This window comes from Nonomuraea sp. NPDC049625, from assembly GCF_040675285.1.
Lineage (GTDB): Bacteria > Actinomycetota > Actinomycetes > Streptosporangiales > Streptosporangiaceae > Nonomuraea > Nonomuraea angiospora_A.
Map to the genome: position 1 here is coordinate 120,529 of NZ_JBFAOQ010000021.1, position 14,680 is coordinate 135,208.

Consider the following 14,680-nt stretch of genomic DNA (forward strand, 5'->3'; position numbering starts at 1 on the left):
TCGGAACATAAGGAGAGCCGTCCGAGATGTCCTTGTGGAAGGCGCTGGAAGGGGCGCGTGTCCTTGATCTCGCGCAGCCGATGCGCAAAGGCATGCCGCAGTCACCGAACCACCCCCCGTTCCGGATGGCGCTGGAGCGCAGGCACGGCGACATGGTCAGGCCGGACGGCGGCTCCGCCGCCAACGAGATCATCGTCACGGGCGGCCACGTCGGCACGCACGTCGACGCGCTCGCGCACGTCTCGCAGGAAGGGCTCCTGTACGGCGGGCGGCCCGCGTCCGAGGTGATGTCGCACGAGGGGTTCGGCGCGCTCGGCATCGACACCTTCGAGCCGTACGTGGGCCGGTGCGTCCTGCTCGACGTGGCCGCCGTGCACGGCGTGGACACGCTGCCGGCCGGCTACGAGATCACCGCCGACGACCTGTCGCGGGCCGCCGGCGACCTGGAGATCCGCGCCGGCGACGCCGTGCTCATCGGCACCGGCTGGTCGCGGCTGTGGTCGTCGGCGGAGGAGTTCGTCGGGCAGCGGGGCGGCGTTCCCGGGCCGGGCGTCGAGGCGGCGCGCTGGCTGGCCGAGCGCCGGCCGCGCGTGGTGGGCGGCGAGTCCATCGCCTTCGAGCACATCGCGCCCGGTCGCGGGCATGCCACGCTGCCCGTGCACCGGATCATGCTGGTGGAGTCGGGCATCAACATCGTGGAGACCATGCGGCTGTCCGAGTTGCTGGACTCGGGGGCACGCGAGTTCGTGCTGGTGCTGAACCCGCTGCCGGTCGTCGGCGCCACCGGCGCCCCCGTCCGTCCGCTCGCCGTGATCGACTGACCTGAGAGGGACCATGACAACCCATGTCCAGCGGCTGGCCGAGTTCGCCGTCGCCTGCCGTGACAAGGGCGTTCCCGACCGGGTGCGCGACGATGTGACCGGACGGGTGCTCGACGTGCTGGGCAACTGCCTGGCCGCCTACGCCGAGCCGGAGGGCGACGCGGGACCGGCCGTGCTGCGGGCCGTACGCCGGTGGGGCGGCGTCGAGGAGTCGAGCGCGATCGGCAGCGGCGACCGGCTCCCCGCGCCGGCGGCGGCGCTGGTCAACGGCACGCTGGCGCACGCGCTCGACTACGACGACACGCACCTGCCGTCGGTGCTGCACCCGAGCGCGTCCGTGGTGCCCGCCGCGCTGGCCGTCGCCGAGGCGACCGGGGCGAGCGGAGCCGCGCTGGCCGCGGCGATCGCGGCGGGCGTCGAGGTGTGCAACCGCCTCGGAATGGCCTCCTACCTGCCTGAGGCGCGCAATTCGCTCTTCTTCGAGAAGGGTCAGCACGCGACGTCCATCTGCGGCACGCTGGGCGCCGCGGTCGCCGCGGGGCTGCTGTTCGACCTCACGGCGGACGGCATCGCGCACGCGGTCGGCGTGGCGGCCAGCATGGGCGCGGGCGTGATCGAGGCCAACCGCACGGGCGGGACGATCAAGCGGGTCCACTGCGGCTGGGCCGCGCACGCGGGCGTCTCGGCCGCGGTGCTCGCCCTGGAAGGCGTGACCGGGCCGCCGACCGTGCTGGAGGGCCGGTTCGGGTTCTTCCAGGCCTGGCTCGACGGCCGGTACGACGACGCCGCGCTGCTGTCCGGCCTGGGCGAGCGGTGGGAGCTCCTGCGCACGGTCTACAAGCCCTACCCGACGAACCATTTCACCCACCCGGCCATCGACTGCGCCCTGGCGCTGCGGGCCGGCGGCCTGTCCCCGGACGACGTCGAGGACATCGAGCTGGGGGTGCCCGCCCCGGTGCTGCGCACGATCGCGGAGCCCAGGGAGGAGAAGACCGCGCCCAGGTCGCCGTACCACGCGAAGTTCTCCGGCCCGTACACGGTCGCGGCGGCGCTGCACGGCGGCGGCGGGCTCGGGCTCTCCCTGGACGACTTCGCCGCCCTGTCCCCGGAGCGGCTGGAGCTGGCCAAGCGGGTGCGTTGCGTGGCGGACGAGCGGGCGTCGGAGATCTTCCCGCGCGCGTTCGCGGCGGTGATGCGGGTACGGCTGCGTGACGGCTCGACCCTGGAGCACCGCGTGGACTCCTCGCGGGGCGGGCCGGAGCACCCGTTGACGGCGGACGAGCTGGGGGTCAAGTTCCGCGCCAACGCGGGACGGGCGCTGCCGCCGGACAGGGTGGACGCCCTCCTGGCGGCGGTCGGGGACCTTCCCTCGGCGCCTTCGGCGGCGCCGCTGCTCCGGCTGACCGTCGCTATGTGAAGTTGATCCCTCTCCTTCGGGGATCGGGCTAATGTGGTGATTCGACACGTCTGATCGCGGACCCTGGGGAGGGCGCGTGTCCGTGTTCGAGGTGCTGCGGCCGGAGGATCCGCGGAAGGTGGGACCGTACCGGATCGAGGCGAGGCTGGGCGCCGGCGGGATGGGGCGGGTCTTCCTGGGGCGGTCGAAGAGCGGACGCGCGGTGGCGGTCAAGGTCGTGCACCCGGAGCTCGCCGCCGACCGGGACTTCGGGCAGCGGTTCGCCCGCGAGATCTCCCTGGCCCGCACGGTGAGCGGGTTCTTCACGGCCGGGGTGGTGGACGCCGATCCGGAGGGGGCGCCGCCGTGGCTGGCGACGGCGTACGTGCCCGGCCTGTCCCTGGACGAGGCCGTCGCCGAGCACGGGACCTGGCGCGAGGAGGCCGTTCTCGCGCTGGGGGCCGGGCTGGCCGAGGCGCTGGAGTCGATCCACGCGGCGGGGGTGGTGCACCGGGACCTGAAGCCCTCCAACGTGCTGCTGGCCGTGGACGGGCCGCGGGTCATCGACTTCGGCATCTCCGTGGCGGTGGAAGGCAGCAGGCTGACGCGGACCGGCGTGTCCGTGGGAACGCCGGGGTTCATCTCTCCCGAGCAGTTGACGGGGGACTCGGTGGGGCCGGCCAGTGACGTGTTCTGCCTGGGGGCGGTGCTCGCGTACGCCGCCACGGGGACCGGGCCGTTCGGGGGCGGGTCGTGGCAGGGGCTGTGGTACCGGACCGTGCACGAGGAGCCGGACCTGGAAGGGCTCCCGCCCCGGCTTCGCTCCATCGTGCGCCGGTGCCTCGAGAAGCGGCCCGAGGAGCGGCCGGGCGCGACGGCGCTGCTGGACGAGCTGTCGGACGGTGCCACGGGGGGTGGCGCGCTCGCCGAGCTGTACACCGAGGCCCGGTGGCTGCCCGACCCCGTCGCCGAGGCCGTCCGCACCCTTGTCGCCGAGTCCGCCCCACCCCCGGAGCAGCCGGACGACGTGCCCGCCGTGGCGGAGCCGATCGCCGGTGCGCCCGCCGGTGGGTCCACCGTGGTGGAGCCGCCGAGCCCGAGGTCCACGAAGGCCGGGAGTGCCGGGCTTTCGGCGCACGAGCAAGAGACGCGGCTGTCGCCCGTACGGGGCCGGGAGGTCCCCGCGCCGCCGCGCCCGGCGAAGGCCGTGGACCCGACCTCTCGGAGGTTACGCGACCGGATCATGGTGGCCCTCTTCGTGAGCCCCTTCGTGGCACTGGCGATCATCGCCCTCTCCCCGGGGAGTCCCGAAATGCCGGACTTCTCGGACCTCTCGGACTCCGAGTTCACCGCGAGCCCGACGCCACAGGAGAGCGGCCGGTTCTCCCGGCCCATCGACTACTGCGCCCTCCTCGAACCGGGTCAGGTACGGCGACTCGTCCCGCGGCCGCGCGAACGGTACGACGACAAGACCGGCGGCTGCATCTGGACGTCACAAGGCCGGGCCCTCGACGTGACACCGCTGGGGCCCGAACCGGACGCCGCCAAATCGTGGCACCCCAGGACATCGGCGGCGCGCCAGGAGTTCCTCCGGCGACAGGAGCTCGCCCCCGACGCCTCCTCGGGGATCGAATGGCGGCGGGACGACATCGGGGTCGAGCGGGTGTTCAGGGACTCGACCACGGGGTCACGGGACGTGCCGGGCATCGGCGAGGAGGCCTTCGCCGCCGACGTCGGCCCCCGCGCGGGTGGCGTGCACTACACGAAGCTGACGTTCCTCCAGGACAACCTCGTCATCGAGGTCACGTACACCGCCGTGGACGCCAAGGTGAGCGACCGGGGCATCCGGACCGGCGCGGTGCGGGCTGCCGAATGGGTGGATACCGCCCTCGAACGAGGAGGCGCGTAGCAGGGCTCAGAGCCAGTCGGGGTAGCCGTCGGCGTCGGGCGAGACCGGCCGGCTGGTGACGGAGCAGCCGTCGGCGGTCTCCCTGATGCGCCGTTCGAGCGTGGTGACCTGACCGTCCGTCGTGATGAGCGTGAGCTCCCAGACGGTCGTGTCACGGCGCGGGGACGGCACTTCGGCGATGTCGATCGAGGCCGCCAGGCCGGCGCTGAAGATGCCCTTCGCCAGGGCGGCCGCCCTCTCATGGCCCTCGACCGTCGCTCGGACCTCGATGAATTGCGCCATGGGGCTGTCCTTCGGGAGAGGTGTGAGGGCAACCTTACCTACGTGACTCCCGGTCGGTAACCGATTTCCCGCGGCCGGGCCGGACTCGACCCGAGGAGTGCGGATGACGAGCAGAGCAGTGGTTCTGGGTGGTGGCGGGGTGCTGGGGATCGCCTGGGAGACGGGCGTCCTGGCCGGGCTCGCCGCGAACGGCGTCGACCTGCGGGAGGCGGACCTGGTGGTGGGCACGTCCGCCGGCGCGCTCGTGGGCGCGCAACTCGCCTCCGGGCTCGATCCCGAGCACCTGTACGCCCGGCAGCTGGAGCCTCCGACCGGGGAGAGCAGGCCGACGTCGTCGCCGCTGGGCCTGTTCCGCATGGTGTGGAACCTGTCCAGGTCCAAGACGTCCCAGGAGTTCGGCGCGCGGATGGGGCGGCTCGCGCTGGCCGCGAGGACCGTACCGGAGGCGGAGCGGCGCGCGCAGGTGGCCCGGTGGCTCGGCGACGAGGTGCGGGAGTGGCCGAATTGGGCCGGTCGCAGCGGATCGCCGAGGAGGTGGCCGCGGTCTGGCATGACTAGGCGACCAGTTTCTAGCGCTGCTAGACATCGAGTCATCGCTAGGTTAGCGTTGCTAGCACTTCTACCGATGACTCTCGCTTGGAGTGCACAAGATGGTCACCACCGCTTATGTGATCGCAGCCCTGGTCGGCATCGGCCTCGTCGTGGTCAGCCTGCGCTTCTTTTTCGTCCCCGAGGCCGCGGCCAAGGCGTACGGCGTGCCGGGCTCGGCCGTGGGCATGGACACGGGCGCCTACTTCTCCGTGAAGGCCGTTCGTGACCTCGGCACCGCCCTGGCCATCTTCGTCATGATCGCCGTGGCGGACGCGCACACGCTGGGGTGGGTCATCCTGGTCATGAGCGTCATCCCCGTCGGCGACGCGCTCATCGTGGCCAGGCGCGGCGGCCACCCCAGCATCTCGTGGGGCATACACGGCGCCACCGCCCTGGTCAGCGCCGCGGCGGGCGTGCTGCTCCTCCTGGGGTGACCTGGTTCGTCAAGCGTGTGCCGGGGGAGCGGTCGAGGCGCGGACGATCAGCTCGTGCGGGAACACCAGCCGCTCCGGCTCCGCCGCGGCCCCCGACAGCAGCAGCCGCCCCGCCGCCGCTCCCATCTCCTGCTTGGCCTGCCGGATCGTGGTGAGCCCCGCCTCCTCGGCCGCGCTGTCGGAGAACCCCACCACCGACAGCTCCCCGGGCACCTCCAGCCCCAGGTCGGCGGCGGCGTCGAGGACTCCCAGCGCCAGCACGTCCGTGTTGGTGAGGATCGCCGTGGGGCGCGGGTCCCGCCCCAGCAGCGCGTGCCCCGCCTTCCTGCCGGCCTCGCGGGAGTTGCGCGCCACCTCGTAGAACGGCACCCCTGACCAGTCGATCCCGGCCTCCTCGCACGCCTGCCGGTAGCCGCCGGCACGCCGCCGCATGGCCTCGAACACCGCGCCCTCCTGGCGCTCCAGGGAGGCCCAGCCGGTGTGGCCGTCGTCGTGCAGCCCGACCATGGCCACCCCGATCCGCCGGTGCCCGAGCTCGAGCACGTGCCGCGCCGCCGCCGCCGCGGCCGCCGGCTCGTCGGTCCCCACGAACGGATGCCCCGGCACGTACGGCTCGTCCACCACGACGACGGGCAGCTTCCTGGCCAGCACCTCCGCCAGCGCCGGATGCCCGTCGGGCAGCGACATCACGCAGAACGCGTCGACCACCGCGTCCCTGACCGTCTCGCTGCGCCGGTCGCCGTGCGGCAGCGGCAGGATGAGCAGCCCCACCCCCGCGTCCTCGGCCGCCGTCGCCAGCCCCTGGAAGAAGCCGATCGCGTACGGGTCGGCGAACGCGTAGGCCAGCGTCTCGCTGAACAGCAGCCCGAGCGCCCCCGCCCGCCCCAGCCGGAGCGATCGCGCCGTCGGGTTGGGCCCCGCGTAGCCGAGCTCGTCGGCCACCTCCATGATCCGCTGCCGCAGCCCGTCGCTGAGCTGGTCGGGCCGGGAGAACGCGTAGGACACGGTGGCCCGGGACACGCCCAGCCGGTCGGCGATCGTCTGCAGTGTCACCCTGGCCATCGTCCCACCGTACCGAAGAGCTTGCCCGGCTTGTCTTAATCGATTAAGGTCTTAATTGATTAAGGAGGGTTTATGGATCCCATGCAAGTGCTCGCTCACCAGACCGCGATGGGCTACCGGGAGTCGCTCGGCGAAGCCCTGCCGGGCGCACCTCGGCAGCCGCACCGCGCGAGGGCCAAGGTGCGCGTACGGGTGGCGCACTCGCTCAGGTGGACCGCGGATCGGCTGGATCCGGCGTGCCGTACCGCGTGATGCAGCACAATGTGAGGTGCTGATTACGTACAGCAGCCAACGGGGAAGGCTTATGTACCTGGACTGGATCATCGCGATCGCCACCTCGGCCCCGGCGGGCCTCCCGGACCCGGCCCTGACCTGCGCCGTCGCCACGCCGTCCGAGCGGCCGCTGGCGTTCACGCCGCAGGTCGGCCTCACGCCGCGGCGCGTCGCCGCCCGGGGGAACCTCCAGCTCACCGACTGCACCTCACCCGACGGCTCGGCCCCGTCCCTCCGCTCCGCCTGGGTCGCCGTCAAGGCGACCGCGGAGGCCTCGTGCACCAGTGCCCGCGAGGTGCGCGGGGGTGCCGTCATCACCTGGTTCGGCGGGGACGGCCGGCCCGTCGGCACCTCGAGGCTGCGCATCAAGGCCGACCGGCTCGCCACCCAGCATCCGGCCGACGCCCTGCTCACCGGCACCATCGCCGCCGGCGCTCTCAAGGGGGAGCGCGTCCGCGGCGGTCTCTCACCGGCGGCGGCCATCCTCGGCTGCGCCGCCCGGGGGATGAGCACGCTTCCTGGGAGCGGCAAGATCACCTTCGGGTGAGCCCTTTTCGCGGGTCCCCTGGCCGCTGGTGGTCGCCTGCGGTGCGGGTGCGTCGTCGACGTCGGTTGTCGGGCTGGGGGAGTGGGTAGCGGCTGCGTCTGGGGTGGGGGTGGCGGTCGTGTGGTTGCGGTTGGTGGGGGTCGGTGCGATGAACTCGCCGCGCTACAGCCCGGCCGGGCTGCTGGTCGGCTGGCGCGGTCACCGCGTCCTGCTCGACGGGGGTGGCGACGCCGCGGCCGGTGAGCGGCTCGACGGCTGGCTGGTCTGCGATGAGCGGGCCGAACTGATGCCCCAGATCCGCCGTACGGCGCGGGCGCTCGGGCTGGCCGCCGCGGTGGCGACCTTCGAGACCGCGGGAGTGGAGATCGTGCCACTGCCGGTCAGCCACACCTCTCACCCCACCTATGGCTACCTGATCAGGACGGCCGGGGCGCGGGCCGTCTGGGCGCCGGAGTTCTGGGGCTTTCCGGACTGGGCGGCCGGGGTGGATCTGATGTTCGCCGACGCCGCCGGTTGGGACCGGCCGATCCGCTTCGCCGGGGGTGTGGGCGGGCATGCGAGCGTGCTCCAGGTGGCGCGGGAGGCGCGCGATCACGGGGTGGGGCGGCTGGTGTTCGCCCATGTGGGCCGCCCTTCCATCCGGGCGATCGACCGGGGAGAGCGGCCGCCGTTCGGGGAGTGGGGCGTCGAGGGGCACGCCTATCGGATGTGAATATGGAAACGGTTATCATGTGCTAGTGCCTCGTCCCGCTCATTCCCCCTGAATTTGGGACAATCCGTGCAACATCGCAGCCTCTGGCTTGCCCTCATGACAGTCCTCTCCCTGTCCGCGTGCTCCGCCCCGGCGGGCGGGCAGAGCACGGGCCGGATCAAGGTGGCGATGCTCCAGCCGCCGCGTTCCGGCCTGTCGCCCTTCAGCGACGACGCCTTCAAGCTCTCCCGCTGGTCCACCGCCGAGACCCTGGTCAACCTGGACGCGAGAGGCGACGCGCGACCCGCCCTCGCCACCGCGTGGACCCGTACCTCCGAACGGACCTGGGAGTTCACCGTCCGCGACGGCGTGATCTTCCACGACGGCAGCCGGTTGACCGCCGGGGTCGCCGCCGCCGCGCTGACCCGCGCCACCCAGGCCACGCCCAAGCCGCGCATCCTCGACGGCGTCGAGCTGACCGCGAGGGCCGAGGGCGGCAAGGTCGTCGTGACCACCCGCGAGCCCGACCCGCTGGTCCCGCACCGACTGTCCTCGCCGCAGCTGGCGATCCTGGCCGAGCGCGCGTACGGCACCGACGGCAAAGTCGATCCGGTCGGCACCGGGAGCGGCCCGTTCAAGCTGGTCAAGGTGAACGGCACCACCACCGCCACCCTCGACCGCCACGACGGCTACTGGGGCACGAAGGCCAAGGCGCCGGGCATCGACGTCTCCTTCGTCCCGGACGGCGCCGCCCGCGCCGCCGCCATCCGCAGCGGCGAGGCGCACATCGCGGAGGCGGTGCCGGTCTCGCAGGCCGCGCTGCTGGCGAAGGAGACGATCAGCGAGGTGCCGATGCCGCGCACCAACACCCTGTACCTGAACACCGCCAAGGGACCGTTCAAGAGCCCCGGCCTGCGCGCCGCCGTGCGCGCGTCCGTCGACGCGGGGCAACTCGTGCGGGGGGTGTACGAGGGGCGCGCCGACGTGGCCTCGGGCCTGCTGGGGCCCGCCCTGCCGTGGGCCGCCGAGGGCCGCGAGAGCCTGGGGGAGCGTACGGCCCCCGCGAGCGCGAAGGGCGTGGCGATCACCCTGGCCACCTACTCCGACCGGGCCGAGCTGCCCGAGGTCGCCTCCGTGCTGCAGCAGCAGCTCCGGGAGGCGGGGTTCGCGGTCGAGCTGGTGGTACGGGAGTACGCGCACATCGAGGAGGACGCGCTGGCCGGGAGGTTCGACGCGTTCGTCCTCTCCCGGGCGACCGTGCTCGACTCGGGGGATCCGGTGGCGTACATGCAGGCCGACTTCACCTGCGACGGCTCCTTCAACCTGGCCCGCCTGTGTGACGAGGACGTCGACCGGGCGGTGCGCGAGGCCGCGGCGGCGGACGCCGGTCCCGCCAGGCACGCGGCGACCCTTGAGGCCGAGGCGGCGATCCTGCGTACCGACGCCGCCGTCCCGATGCTGCACGAGCGCGTGATCCAGGGCGATGCCACCACGGTGCTGGACTCGGTGAAGGACCCGCGCGAGCGCGTCCTGATCACGGCGGAGACCCGCCTCAAATGACCGGCGGGGTGCTGTTCTCGCGGGGTGTCGCGGTCGTGGCGGTCGTCGCGGTGGTCGGGCTGTTGCCCTGGCTGTCCGGTCGTGATGCCGCGCTGTCGCTGCTGCGGGCCCGTTCGGCCGAGCAGGAGCCGACGCCTGAGGCGTTGGAGGCCATCCGCCACGAGCTGGGCCTGGACGGCGGCCCGCTGCCGCTGCTCGGCGAGTGGCTGGGCGGCGTCCTGCGCGGCGACTTCGGCCGCTCGTGGGCGGACGGGAGCGCGGTGCTGCCGTCGGTGCTGTCCGGTCTCGGCGTCTCGCTGACGCTGATGGCCGCCGCGCTGGCGGTGACGCTGGCACTGACGTGCGCCCTGTGCGCGCCCACCCTGGTGCGCGGCGCGCGGGGCACCCTGCGGGGCGGCGGTACGGGGGCGGTGGCGGCGATGCTCGGGGCCTTGCCCGAATTCCTCATCGCGACGGTGCTGCTGGTGACGCTGTCGGTGTGGCTGGGCCTCCTGCCGCCCTACGGCTGGCAGGAGCCGCGGCACCTGGTGCTGCCCGCGTTGGCCCTGGGCATCCCGGCAGGCGGGGTCCTGGGGCGGCTGGTGGACGACACGCTGCCCGCGGCCTTCGCCGAGCCGTGGGTGGGGCTGTGGCGTTCGGCGGGCTGTGGTCCCGGCGTCATCGCACGGGCGGCGCTGCGCCGCGCGCTGCCCGCGCTGGTGCCCCAGCTCGGGCTGGTCGCCGTGGGGCTGGCGGGAGGGGCGGTGGCCGTGGAGACGGTGTTCGCGGTGCCCGGCATCGGCCGGACCGCGCTGGGGGCAGCGGAGGCTCAGGACCTTCCGCTGCTCCAGGCCGCGGTACTCGCCCTGGTCCTGCTGGGTGTGCTCGCCGGCATCCTGGCGAGCGCCGCCCGGCACCGGATGCTCGGCCCCGGCCTCCGCGACGCCGCCCTCTCGCTCCCCGCACCGGCCATCGGCGGCGGCCAGGGCAACGGCAGCCGGCGAGGCGGTGGCGGGCGAGGTGGTGGCCCGGTCGCCGGCGTGTGCGGGGTCGTGCTGGCGGTCGCCGTCGGGTGGGGGTCGCTGCTCGACCCCCTGACCGTGGACGTGGCCGCGCGGCTGGCGGGGCCGAGCTGGGACCACCCGCTGGGCGCAGACGCGCTGGGCCGGGACGTGCTGGCCAGGGTGGGTCATGGCGCCGCGGCCACGCTCGGCGTCTCCGCGCTGGTCTGCGCGGGCTCGTACGTCATCGCCCTGGCCGTCGGCCTCCTCCCCGGGCTGGCCTCCGGCGCGGCCGAGGTGGCCAACGCCGTGCCGCCGGTGATCGCCGGGATCCTGGTCGCGGCGGTGCTCGGGCCAGGCACGCCGGGCGCGTCCGTCGCGGTCGCCCTCGTCTCGTGGCCCGCGCTCGCGGCCCACGCCGCGGCTCTTGTCTCCGAGGTACGTGCCGCGGCCCACCTGACCGCCCAGCGCGCCATCGGCTCCTCGCCCGCCTGGATCCTGACCCGCCACGTCCTGCCCGCGATCGCGGGCCCGGTCGCCAGGCACGCGGTGCTGCGGCTGCCGGGGATCGCGCTGGCCATGGCCTCCCTCGGCTTCCTCGGCCTGGGGGCACAGCCGCCCGCTCCGGAGTGGGGCCTGACGCTGGCCGAGTCGCTGCCGTACGTGGAGCGCGCGCCGTGGGCGGCCCTGGTCCCCGCGGGGATGCTCCTGCTGCTGGCCGCCCTGGCGGTCTCGCTCTCCACGGCGGGCCGCCGGACCCGGGGTGCCGCATGACGCTGCTGCGCGTACGGGACCTGAGGGTCGGCGTGGCGGGCACGGAGGTCGTACGGGGGCTCTCGTTCGACGTGGCCGAGGGCGAGACGCTCGCCGTCGTCGGCGAGTCCGGCGCGGGCAAGTCGCTGACCGCCCGGGCCGTGCTCGGGCTGCTGCCGCCCGGCGCGCGCATGTCCGGCAGCGTGCGCCTGGACGGGCGGGAGCTGTCCGGCGCGCCCGAGCACGTCTACCGGCAGGTACGCGGCCGGCGGATCGCCTTCGTGCCGCAGGACGCGCTGTCGGTGCTCAGCCCCGTGTACCCGGTCGGAGACCAGCTCGCCCGCGCCGTGCGGCGACTGGGCCGCAAGCAGGCCTGGGAACGCGCGGTGGCCGCGCTGGAACGGGTCGGCATCCCCGACGCCGCGCGGCGGGCCCGCGCCTACCCGCACGAGTTCTCCGGCGGGATGCGCCAGCGGGCGGTGATCGCCATGGCCACCGTCAACGACCCCGCCCTCGTCGTCGCCGACGAACCGGCCACCGCGCTGGACCCCGTCGTCCAGACCCGGATCCTCAGCCTGCTGACGGAGCCCCGCGAGGGGACGCGGCCGGCCGTGCTGCTCATCACGCACGACCTGGGGGCGGCGGCCGCGTACGCGGATCGCGTCCTGGTCATGTACGCGGGACGGCTCGCCGAGTCGGGCCCGGCCGGCGCGGTGCTGCGCGGGCCGCGCGCCCCCTACACCGGCGGCCTCGTCGCGTCCCTCCCGCCGCGCGAGGTGACGGGACGGCCGCTCCCGGCGATCGCCGGTTCGCCGCCCGCGCCAGGAGCGCTGCCGCCCGGGTGCGCCTTCGCCCCCCGCTGCCCGGCCGCCGCCGACGTCTGTCACGAGCGGGAGCCACAGCCGCAGGAGGCCGGGGAGCACAGGCTGGCCGCCTGTCACCGGCTCGGCGAGCTGCCCGGCCCGGCCACCGACCTCTACCAGGAGCCCGCATGACGACACCCCTGCTGGAGGTGCGCGATCTCACCGTCCGCTACCCCACGCCTGTCCTGGCGGTGGACCGCGTCTCGTTCACCCTGGCCGCCGGCGAGACGCTCGCCCTGGTCGGTGGGTCGGGGTCGGGCAAGTCGAGCATCGCCGCCGCCGTCCTCATGCTGCGCAGGCCCGAGGCGGGCTCGGTGCGCTTCGAGGGCCGTGAGCTCACCGCGCTCGACGAGCGCGCCCTGCGCCCGCTGCGGCCCGCGCTGCAACCGGTCTTCCAGGACCCGTACGGCTCGCTCAGCCCGCGCCTGCGGGCGCACGACGCGATCGCGGAGCCGCTGCGCGTCCAGGGCCGCTGGGACCCGCTGACCGGTCCCGCCCGGGTCCGCGAGCTCCTCGACCTCGTCCGCCTGGATCCCGCGCTCGCCCGGCGCAGGCCGTACGAGCTGTCCGGCGGGCAGTGCCAGCGCGTCGGCATCGCCCGCGCCCTGGCCTGCGAGCCCAGGCTGCTCGTGCTGGACGAGCCCGTGTCCGCGCTGGACCCGTCCGTACGGGCCGGGATCGTCAACCTGCTCACCGAGCTGCGCGACGAGCTGGGGCTGGGCCAGCTGTTCATCGGTCATGACCTGGCCCTGATCCGGCACGTGGCGCATCGCGTGGCGGTGCTGCGCCACGGCCGGATCGTCGAGACCGGTCCGGCCGGTCAGGTGTGGGCCGCCCCCGCCGACCCGTACACCCGCGAGCTGCTAGCCGCCGGCGATCTGCTCGCCCGCGTAGTCCAGTAGCCGCTCGGCCGTCTCGAAGCGGCGCTCGTTCTGGTCCCCGAGCAGCACGCCGACCACGCGCTTGCCGCCCCGCTCCCCGGCGAAGAGCAGGCAGTAGCCGGCGGCGCGCGTGTAGCCGGTCTTCACGCCGAGCACGCCGTCGGCGCGCGAGAGCAGCTTGTTCGAGTTGCGCCAGGTGTGCGCCCGGTGCAGCGCGGTCTTGGCCACCTTGTGCACCTTGGTGCCCGTCACGGCCGCGAAGGTGCTGTTGTCCAGCGCCTTTTCCGCCAGCTTGACCTGGTCGACGGCCGTCGAGTAGCCGCCGTTCCCGGGGGTGGGCAGGCCGTCGGGGTTGGTGTAGCGGGTGTCGGACAGCCCCAAGGCGCGGGCGGCGCGGTTCATCTTGGCGACGAACGCCGTCTTGCCCGGGCCGTAGCGCCGCGCCAGGGCGTTGGCCGCGTCGGCCCCCGACGGCAGCATGAGACCGTACAGCAGATCGTTGACCGTGAGCCGCTCACCCTTCTTCAGCGCCGCCGTGGTCGCGCCGTTGCTGGTCGCGTGCTTGACGTCGGTCGCCGTGATCGTGATCGTGTCGTTCAGCCTGGCCTCGCGCAGCACGACGTACGCCGTCATGACCTTGACCAGGCTGGCCACGGGCACCCGGCGAGTCTCGCGCTTGCCGAAGTGGATCGTTCCCGCAGAGTCGACCAGGTACGCCGACTTTGCCCCGACCTCCGGCGCGTCCGCCGCCCCGGCCGGGGAGGCGACTCCCACAACCAGCGCGAGTACGGCGGAGCCAATGAAACCCCCAATACGCATGGCAATCATGTTGACAGGAGATCAAGGGTCCGTTTGCCTAACTACGCCATAAAGCCCGATCAGATGGGGGTAAATCAATGCCAGGTTAGAGAGGAGCGGCGGTGGCGGGCAGGTTCGTGATCAGTGAGGACGGGCAGGGCGGATTCAGGTTCGCCCTCGTGGCGAACAACGGGCAGACGCTCGCGGTCGGCGAGGGCTACCCGAGCAAGGCCGCCTGCGTGAACGGCATCGAGACCGTGCGCAGGAACGCTCCCGAGGCCGCCATCGACGACCGGACCGGGCGGGGCCTAGGAGACCAGAGCCTTCTCTGACGCGGCCGCGCGCCGCTTCCTCCTGCGCCGCACCACCAGCCAGAACGCCGCCGCGACGGCCAGCACGGCCACGACCCCGGCCGTGACGGGCGAGCGCGCGGCCAGCTCCAGCCAGCCCCACACGAGCGCCGTGATGCCGAACCACCAGATCGGCGCCCAGGTCAGGCAGCCCAGCGCGCTCGCGACCACGTACCAGGGGTAGGACACCCGCAGCGCCCCCGCCACCCACGGCAGCGTGTGCCGGAGCATGGGCACCCAGAAGCAGCCGTAGACGGCCAGCGCGCCCCACTTCTCGACGACGTGCTCGATCTTCGCGATGCGCTCGCGTCCCACCCGGGCGCCGACGCGCGAGTCGTAGAGCTTCACGCCGAGCTTGCGCCCGACCCAGTAGTAGACCTGGAACGCGCCGAACAGGGCCAGGATCAGGATGGCGCCCACCAGCCAGTAGGGCAGACCGAGCCAATAAGGCCTCGTGGGATCGGCGATGCCGGTCATGCTCTCCCACCC

Annotated in this window: 16 protein-coding genes and 1 pseudogene; 13 read left to right on the forward strand and 4 right to left on the reverse strand. The window is 73.7% G+C overall.

Going from position 1 to position 14,680, the window contains the following annotated elements; translation table 11 throughout:
* Positions 1–26 precede the first annotated feature (26 nt).
* The 3 genes from AB0J87_RS54600 (at position 27) to AB0J87_RS54610 (ending at position 4,126) form a co-directional block, all read left to right on the forward strand.
* Positions 27–821, forward strand: coding sequence for a cyclase family protein (locus tag AB0J87_RS54600; protein ID WP_363981856.1), 795 nt, complete (start codon positions 27–29; stop codon positions 819–821).
* Between the two features lie 13 nt (positions 822–834).
* A complete protein-coding gene (locus AB0J87_RS54605) occupies positions 835–2,238 on the forward strand; it encodes an MmgE/PrpD family protein (RefSeq protein WP_363981859.1) in 1,404 nt (467 codons plus the stop codon).
* Between the two features lie 76 nt (positions 2,239–2,314).
* Positions 2,315–4,126: a protein kinase gene (locus AB0J87_RS54610; protein ID WP_363981862.1), complete on the forward strand. Its 1,812-nt coding sequence runs from the start codon at positions 2,315–2,317 to the stop codon at positions 4,124–4,126.
* Positions 4,127–4,132: 6 nt separating this feature from the next.
* On the opposite strand, the gene AB0J87_RS54615 is transcribed toward AB0J87_RS54610, so the two are convergent.
* Positions 4,133–4,408 carry a hypothetical protein gene (locus AB0J87_RS54615; protein ID WP_363981865.1) on the reverse strand — a complete coding sequence of 92 codons (276 nt, stop codon included), beginning with the start codon at positions 4,406–4,408 and terminating at the stop codon, positions 4,133–4,135.
* A gap of 103 nt (positions 4,409–4,511) precedes the next feature.
* Here AB0J87_RS54615 and AB0J87_RS54620 point away from each other — a divergent pair.
* Together AB0J87_RS54620 and AB0J87_RS54625 are read left to right on the forward strand one after the other, a co-directional pair.
* Positions 4,512–4,697, forward strand: a pseudogene (locus tag AB0J87_RS54620) (patatin-like phospholipase family protein); the annotation flags it as partial.
* Positions 4,698–5,058: 361 nt separating this feature from the next.
* The gene (locus AB0J87_RS54625; RefSeq protein WP_363981867.1) at positions 5,059–5,433 is read left to right on the forward strand and encodes a DUF4267 domain-containing protein; all 375 of its coding nucleotides are present in this window, start codon (positions 5,059–5,061) and stop codon (positions 5,431–5,433) included.
* Positions 5,434–5,442: 9 nt separating this feature from the next.
* Here AB0J87_RS54625 and AB0J87_RS54630 read toward each other — a convergent pair whose 3' ends face one another.
* Positions 5,443–6,495 (reverse strand): LacI family DNA-binding transcriptional regulator, encoded by a 1,053-nt coding sequence (locus AB0J87_RS54630; RefSeq protein WP_363981870.1) that lies wholly within the window; start codon positions 6,493–6,495, stop codon positions 5,443–5,445.
* Positions 6,496–6,567: 72 nt separating this feature from the next.
* Here AB0J87_RS54630 and AB0J87_RS54635 point away from each other — a divergent pair, with 72 nt between their 5' ends.
* The 7 genes from AB0J87_RS54635 (at position 6,568) to AB0J87_RS54665 (ending at position 13,064) form a co-directional block, all read left to right on the forward strand.
* Positions 6,568–6,747, forward strand: a complete 180-nt coding sequence (locus AB0J87_RS54635) for a hypothetical protein (protein WP_363981873.1) — start codon at positions 6,568–6,570, stop codon at positions 6,745–6,747.
* 52 nt (positions 6,748–6,799) lie between these two features.
* A complete protein-coding gene (locus AB0J87_RS54640) occupies positions 6,800–7,315 on the forward strand; it encodes a hypothetical protein (protein ID WP_363981876.1) in 516 nt (171 codons plus the stop codon).
* Positions 7,316–7,433: 118 nt separating this feature from the next.
* A complete protein-coding gene (locus tag AB0J87_RS54645; RefSeq protein WP_363981879.1) occupies positions 7,434–8,027 on the forward strand; it encodes an MBL fold metallo-hydrolase in 594 nt (197 codons plus the stop codon).
* A gap of 96 nt (positions 8,028–8,123) precedes the next feature.
* A complete protein-coding gene (locus AB0J87_RS54650) occupies positions 8,124–9,566 on the forward strand; it encodes an ABC transporter substrate-binding protein (RefSeq protein ID WP_363981882.1) in 1,443 nt (480 codons plus the stop codon).
* Positions 9,563–11,320: an ABC transporter permease subunit gene (locus AB0J87_RS54655; RefSeq protein WP_363981885.1), complete on the forward strand. Its 1,758-nt coding sequence runs from the start codon at positions 9,563–9,565 to the stop codon at positions 11,318–11,320. Before AB0J87_RS54650 ends, AB0J87_RS54655 begins: the two co-directional genes overlap by 4 nt.
* Positions 11,317–12,294 carry an ABC transporter ATP-binding protein gene (locus tag AB0J87_RS54660; RefSeq protein WP_363981888.1) on the forward strand — a complete coding sequence of 326 codons (978 nt, stop codon included), beginning with the start codon at positions 11,317–11,319 and terminating at the stop codon, positions 12,292–12,294. The genes AB0J87_RS54655 and AB0J87_RS54660 overlap by 4 nt, the downstream gene beginning before the upstream one ends.
* Positions 12,291–13,064 (forward strand): ATP-binding cassette domain-containing protein, encoded by a 774-nt coding sequence (locus AB0J87_RS54665; RefSeq protein WP_363981891.1) that lies wholly within the window; start codon positions 12,291–12,293, stop codon positions 13,062–13,064. Before AB0J87_RS54660 ends, AB0J87_RS54665 begins: the two co-directional genes overlap by 4 nt.
* Here the strand turns inward: AB0J87_RS54665 and AB0J87_RS54670 are convergent.
* Positions 13,026–13,862: a serine hydrolase gene (locus AB0J87_RS54670; protein ID WP_363981894.1), complete on the reverse strand. Its 837-nt coding sequence runs from the start codon at positions 13,860–13,862 to the stop codon at positions 13,026–13,028. The genes AB0J87_RS54665 and AB0J87_RS54670 overlap by 39 nt on opposite strands.
* A 101-nt stretch (positions 13,863–13,963) precedes the next feature.
* Between AB0J87_RS54670 and AB0J87_RS54675 the strand changes: the two genes are divergently transcribed.
* Positions 13,964–14,173 (forward strand): DUF1508 domain-containing protein, encoded by a 210-nt coding sequence (locus AB0J87_RS54675; RefSeq protein ID WP_363981897.1) that lies wholly within the window; start codon positions 13,964–13,966, stop codon positions 14,171–14,173.
* On the opposite strand, the gene AB0J87_RS54680 is transcribed toward AB0J87_RS54675, so the two are convergent.
* Entirely contained in the window at positions 14,150–14,668 is a 519-nt protein-coding gene (locus AB0J87_RS54680; protein ID WP_355199461.1) for a VTT domain-containing protein, read from the reverse strand. The genes AB0J87_RS54675 and AB0J87_RS54680 overlap by 24 nt on opposite strands.
* Positions 14,669–14,680: the final 12 nt, after the last annotated feature.

Bases quoted from the DNA above. Each gene is read 5' to 3' on its own strand.
- AB0J87_RS54605 (WP_363981859.1), top strand. From the start codon at position 835: ATGACAACCCATGTCCAGCGGCTGGCCGAGTTCGCCGTCGCCTGCCGT.
- AB0J87_RS54650 (WP_363981882.1), top strand. From the start codon at position 8,124: ATGACAGTCCTCTCCCTGTCCGCGTGCTCCGCCCCGGCGGGCGGGCAG.
- AB0J87_RS54635 (WP_363981873.1), top strand. From the start codon at position 6,568: ATGGATCCCATGCAAGTGCTCGCTCACCAGACCGCGATGGGCTACCGG.
- AB0J87_RS54640 (WP_363981876.1), top strand. From the start codon at position 6,800: ATGTACCTGGACTGGATCATCGCGATCGCCACCTCGGCCCCGGCGGGC.
- AB0J87_RS54670 (WP_363981894.1), bottom strand. From the start codon at position 13,862: ATGCGTATTGGGGGTTTCATTGGCTCCGCCGTACTCGCGCTGGTTGTG.
- AB0J87_RS54600 (WP_363981856.1), top strand. From the start codon at position 27: ATGTCCTTGTGGAAGGCGCTGGAAGGGGCGCGTGTCCTTGATCTCGCG.
- AB0J87_RS54665 (WP_363981891.1), top strand. From the start codon at position 12,291: ATGACGACACCCCTGCTGGAGGTGCGCGATCTCACCGTCCGCTACCCC.
- AB0J87_RS54615 (WP_363981865.1), bottom strand. From the start codon at position 4,408: ATGGCGCAATTCATCGAGGTCCGAGCGACGGTCGAGGGCCATGAGAGG.
- AB0J87_RS54630 (WP_363981870.1), bottom strand. From the start codon at position 6,495: ATGGCCAGGGTGACACTGCAGACGATCGCCGACCGGCTGGGCGTGTCC.
- AB0J87_RS54655 (WP_363981885.1), top strand. From the start codon at position 9,563: ATGACCGGCGGGGTGCTGTTCTCGCGGGGTGTCGCGGTCGTGGCGGTC.
- AB0J87_RS54680 (WP_355199461.1), bottom strand. From the start codon at position 14,668: ATGACCGGCATCGCCGATCCCACGAGGCCTTATTGGCTCGGTCTGCCC.
- AB0J87_RS54625 (WP_363981867.1), top strand. From the start codon at position 5,059: ATGGTCACCACCGCTTATGTGATCGCAGCCCTGGTCGGCATCGGCCTC.
- AB0J87_RS54660 (WP_363981888.1), top strand. From the start codon at position 11,317: ATGACGCTGCTGCGCGTACGGGACCTGAGGGTCGGCGTGGCGGGCACG.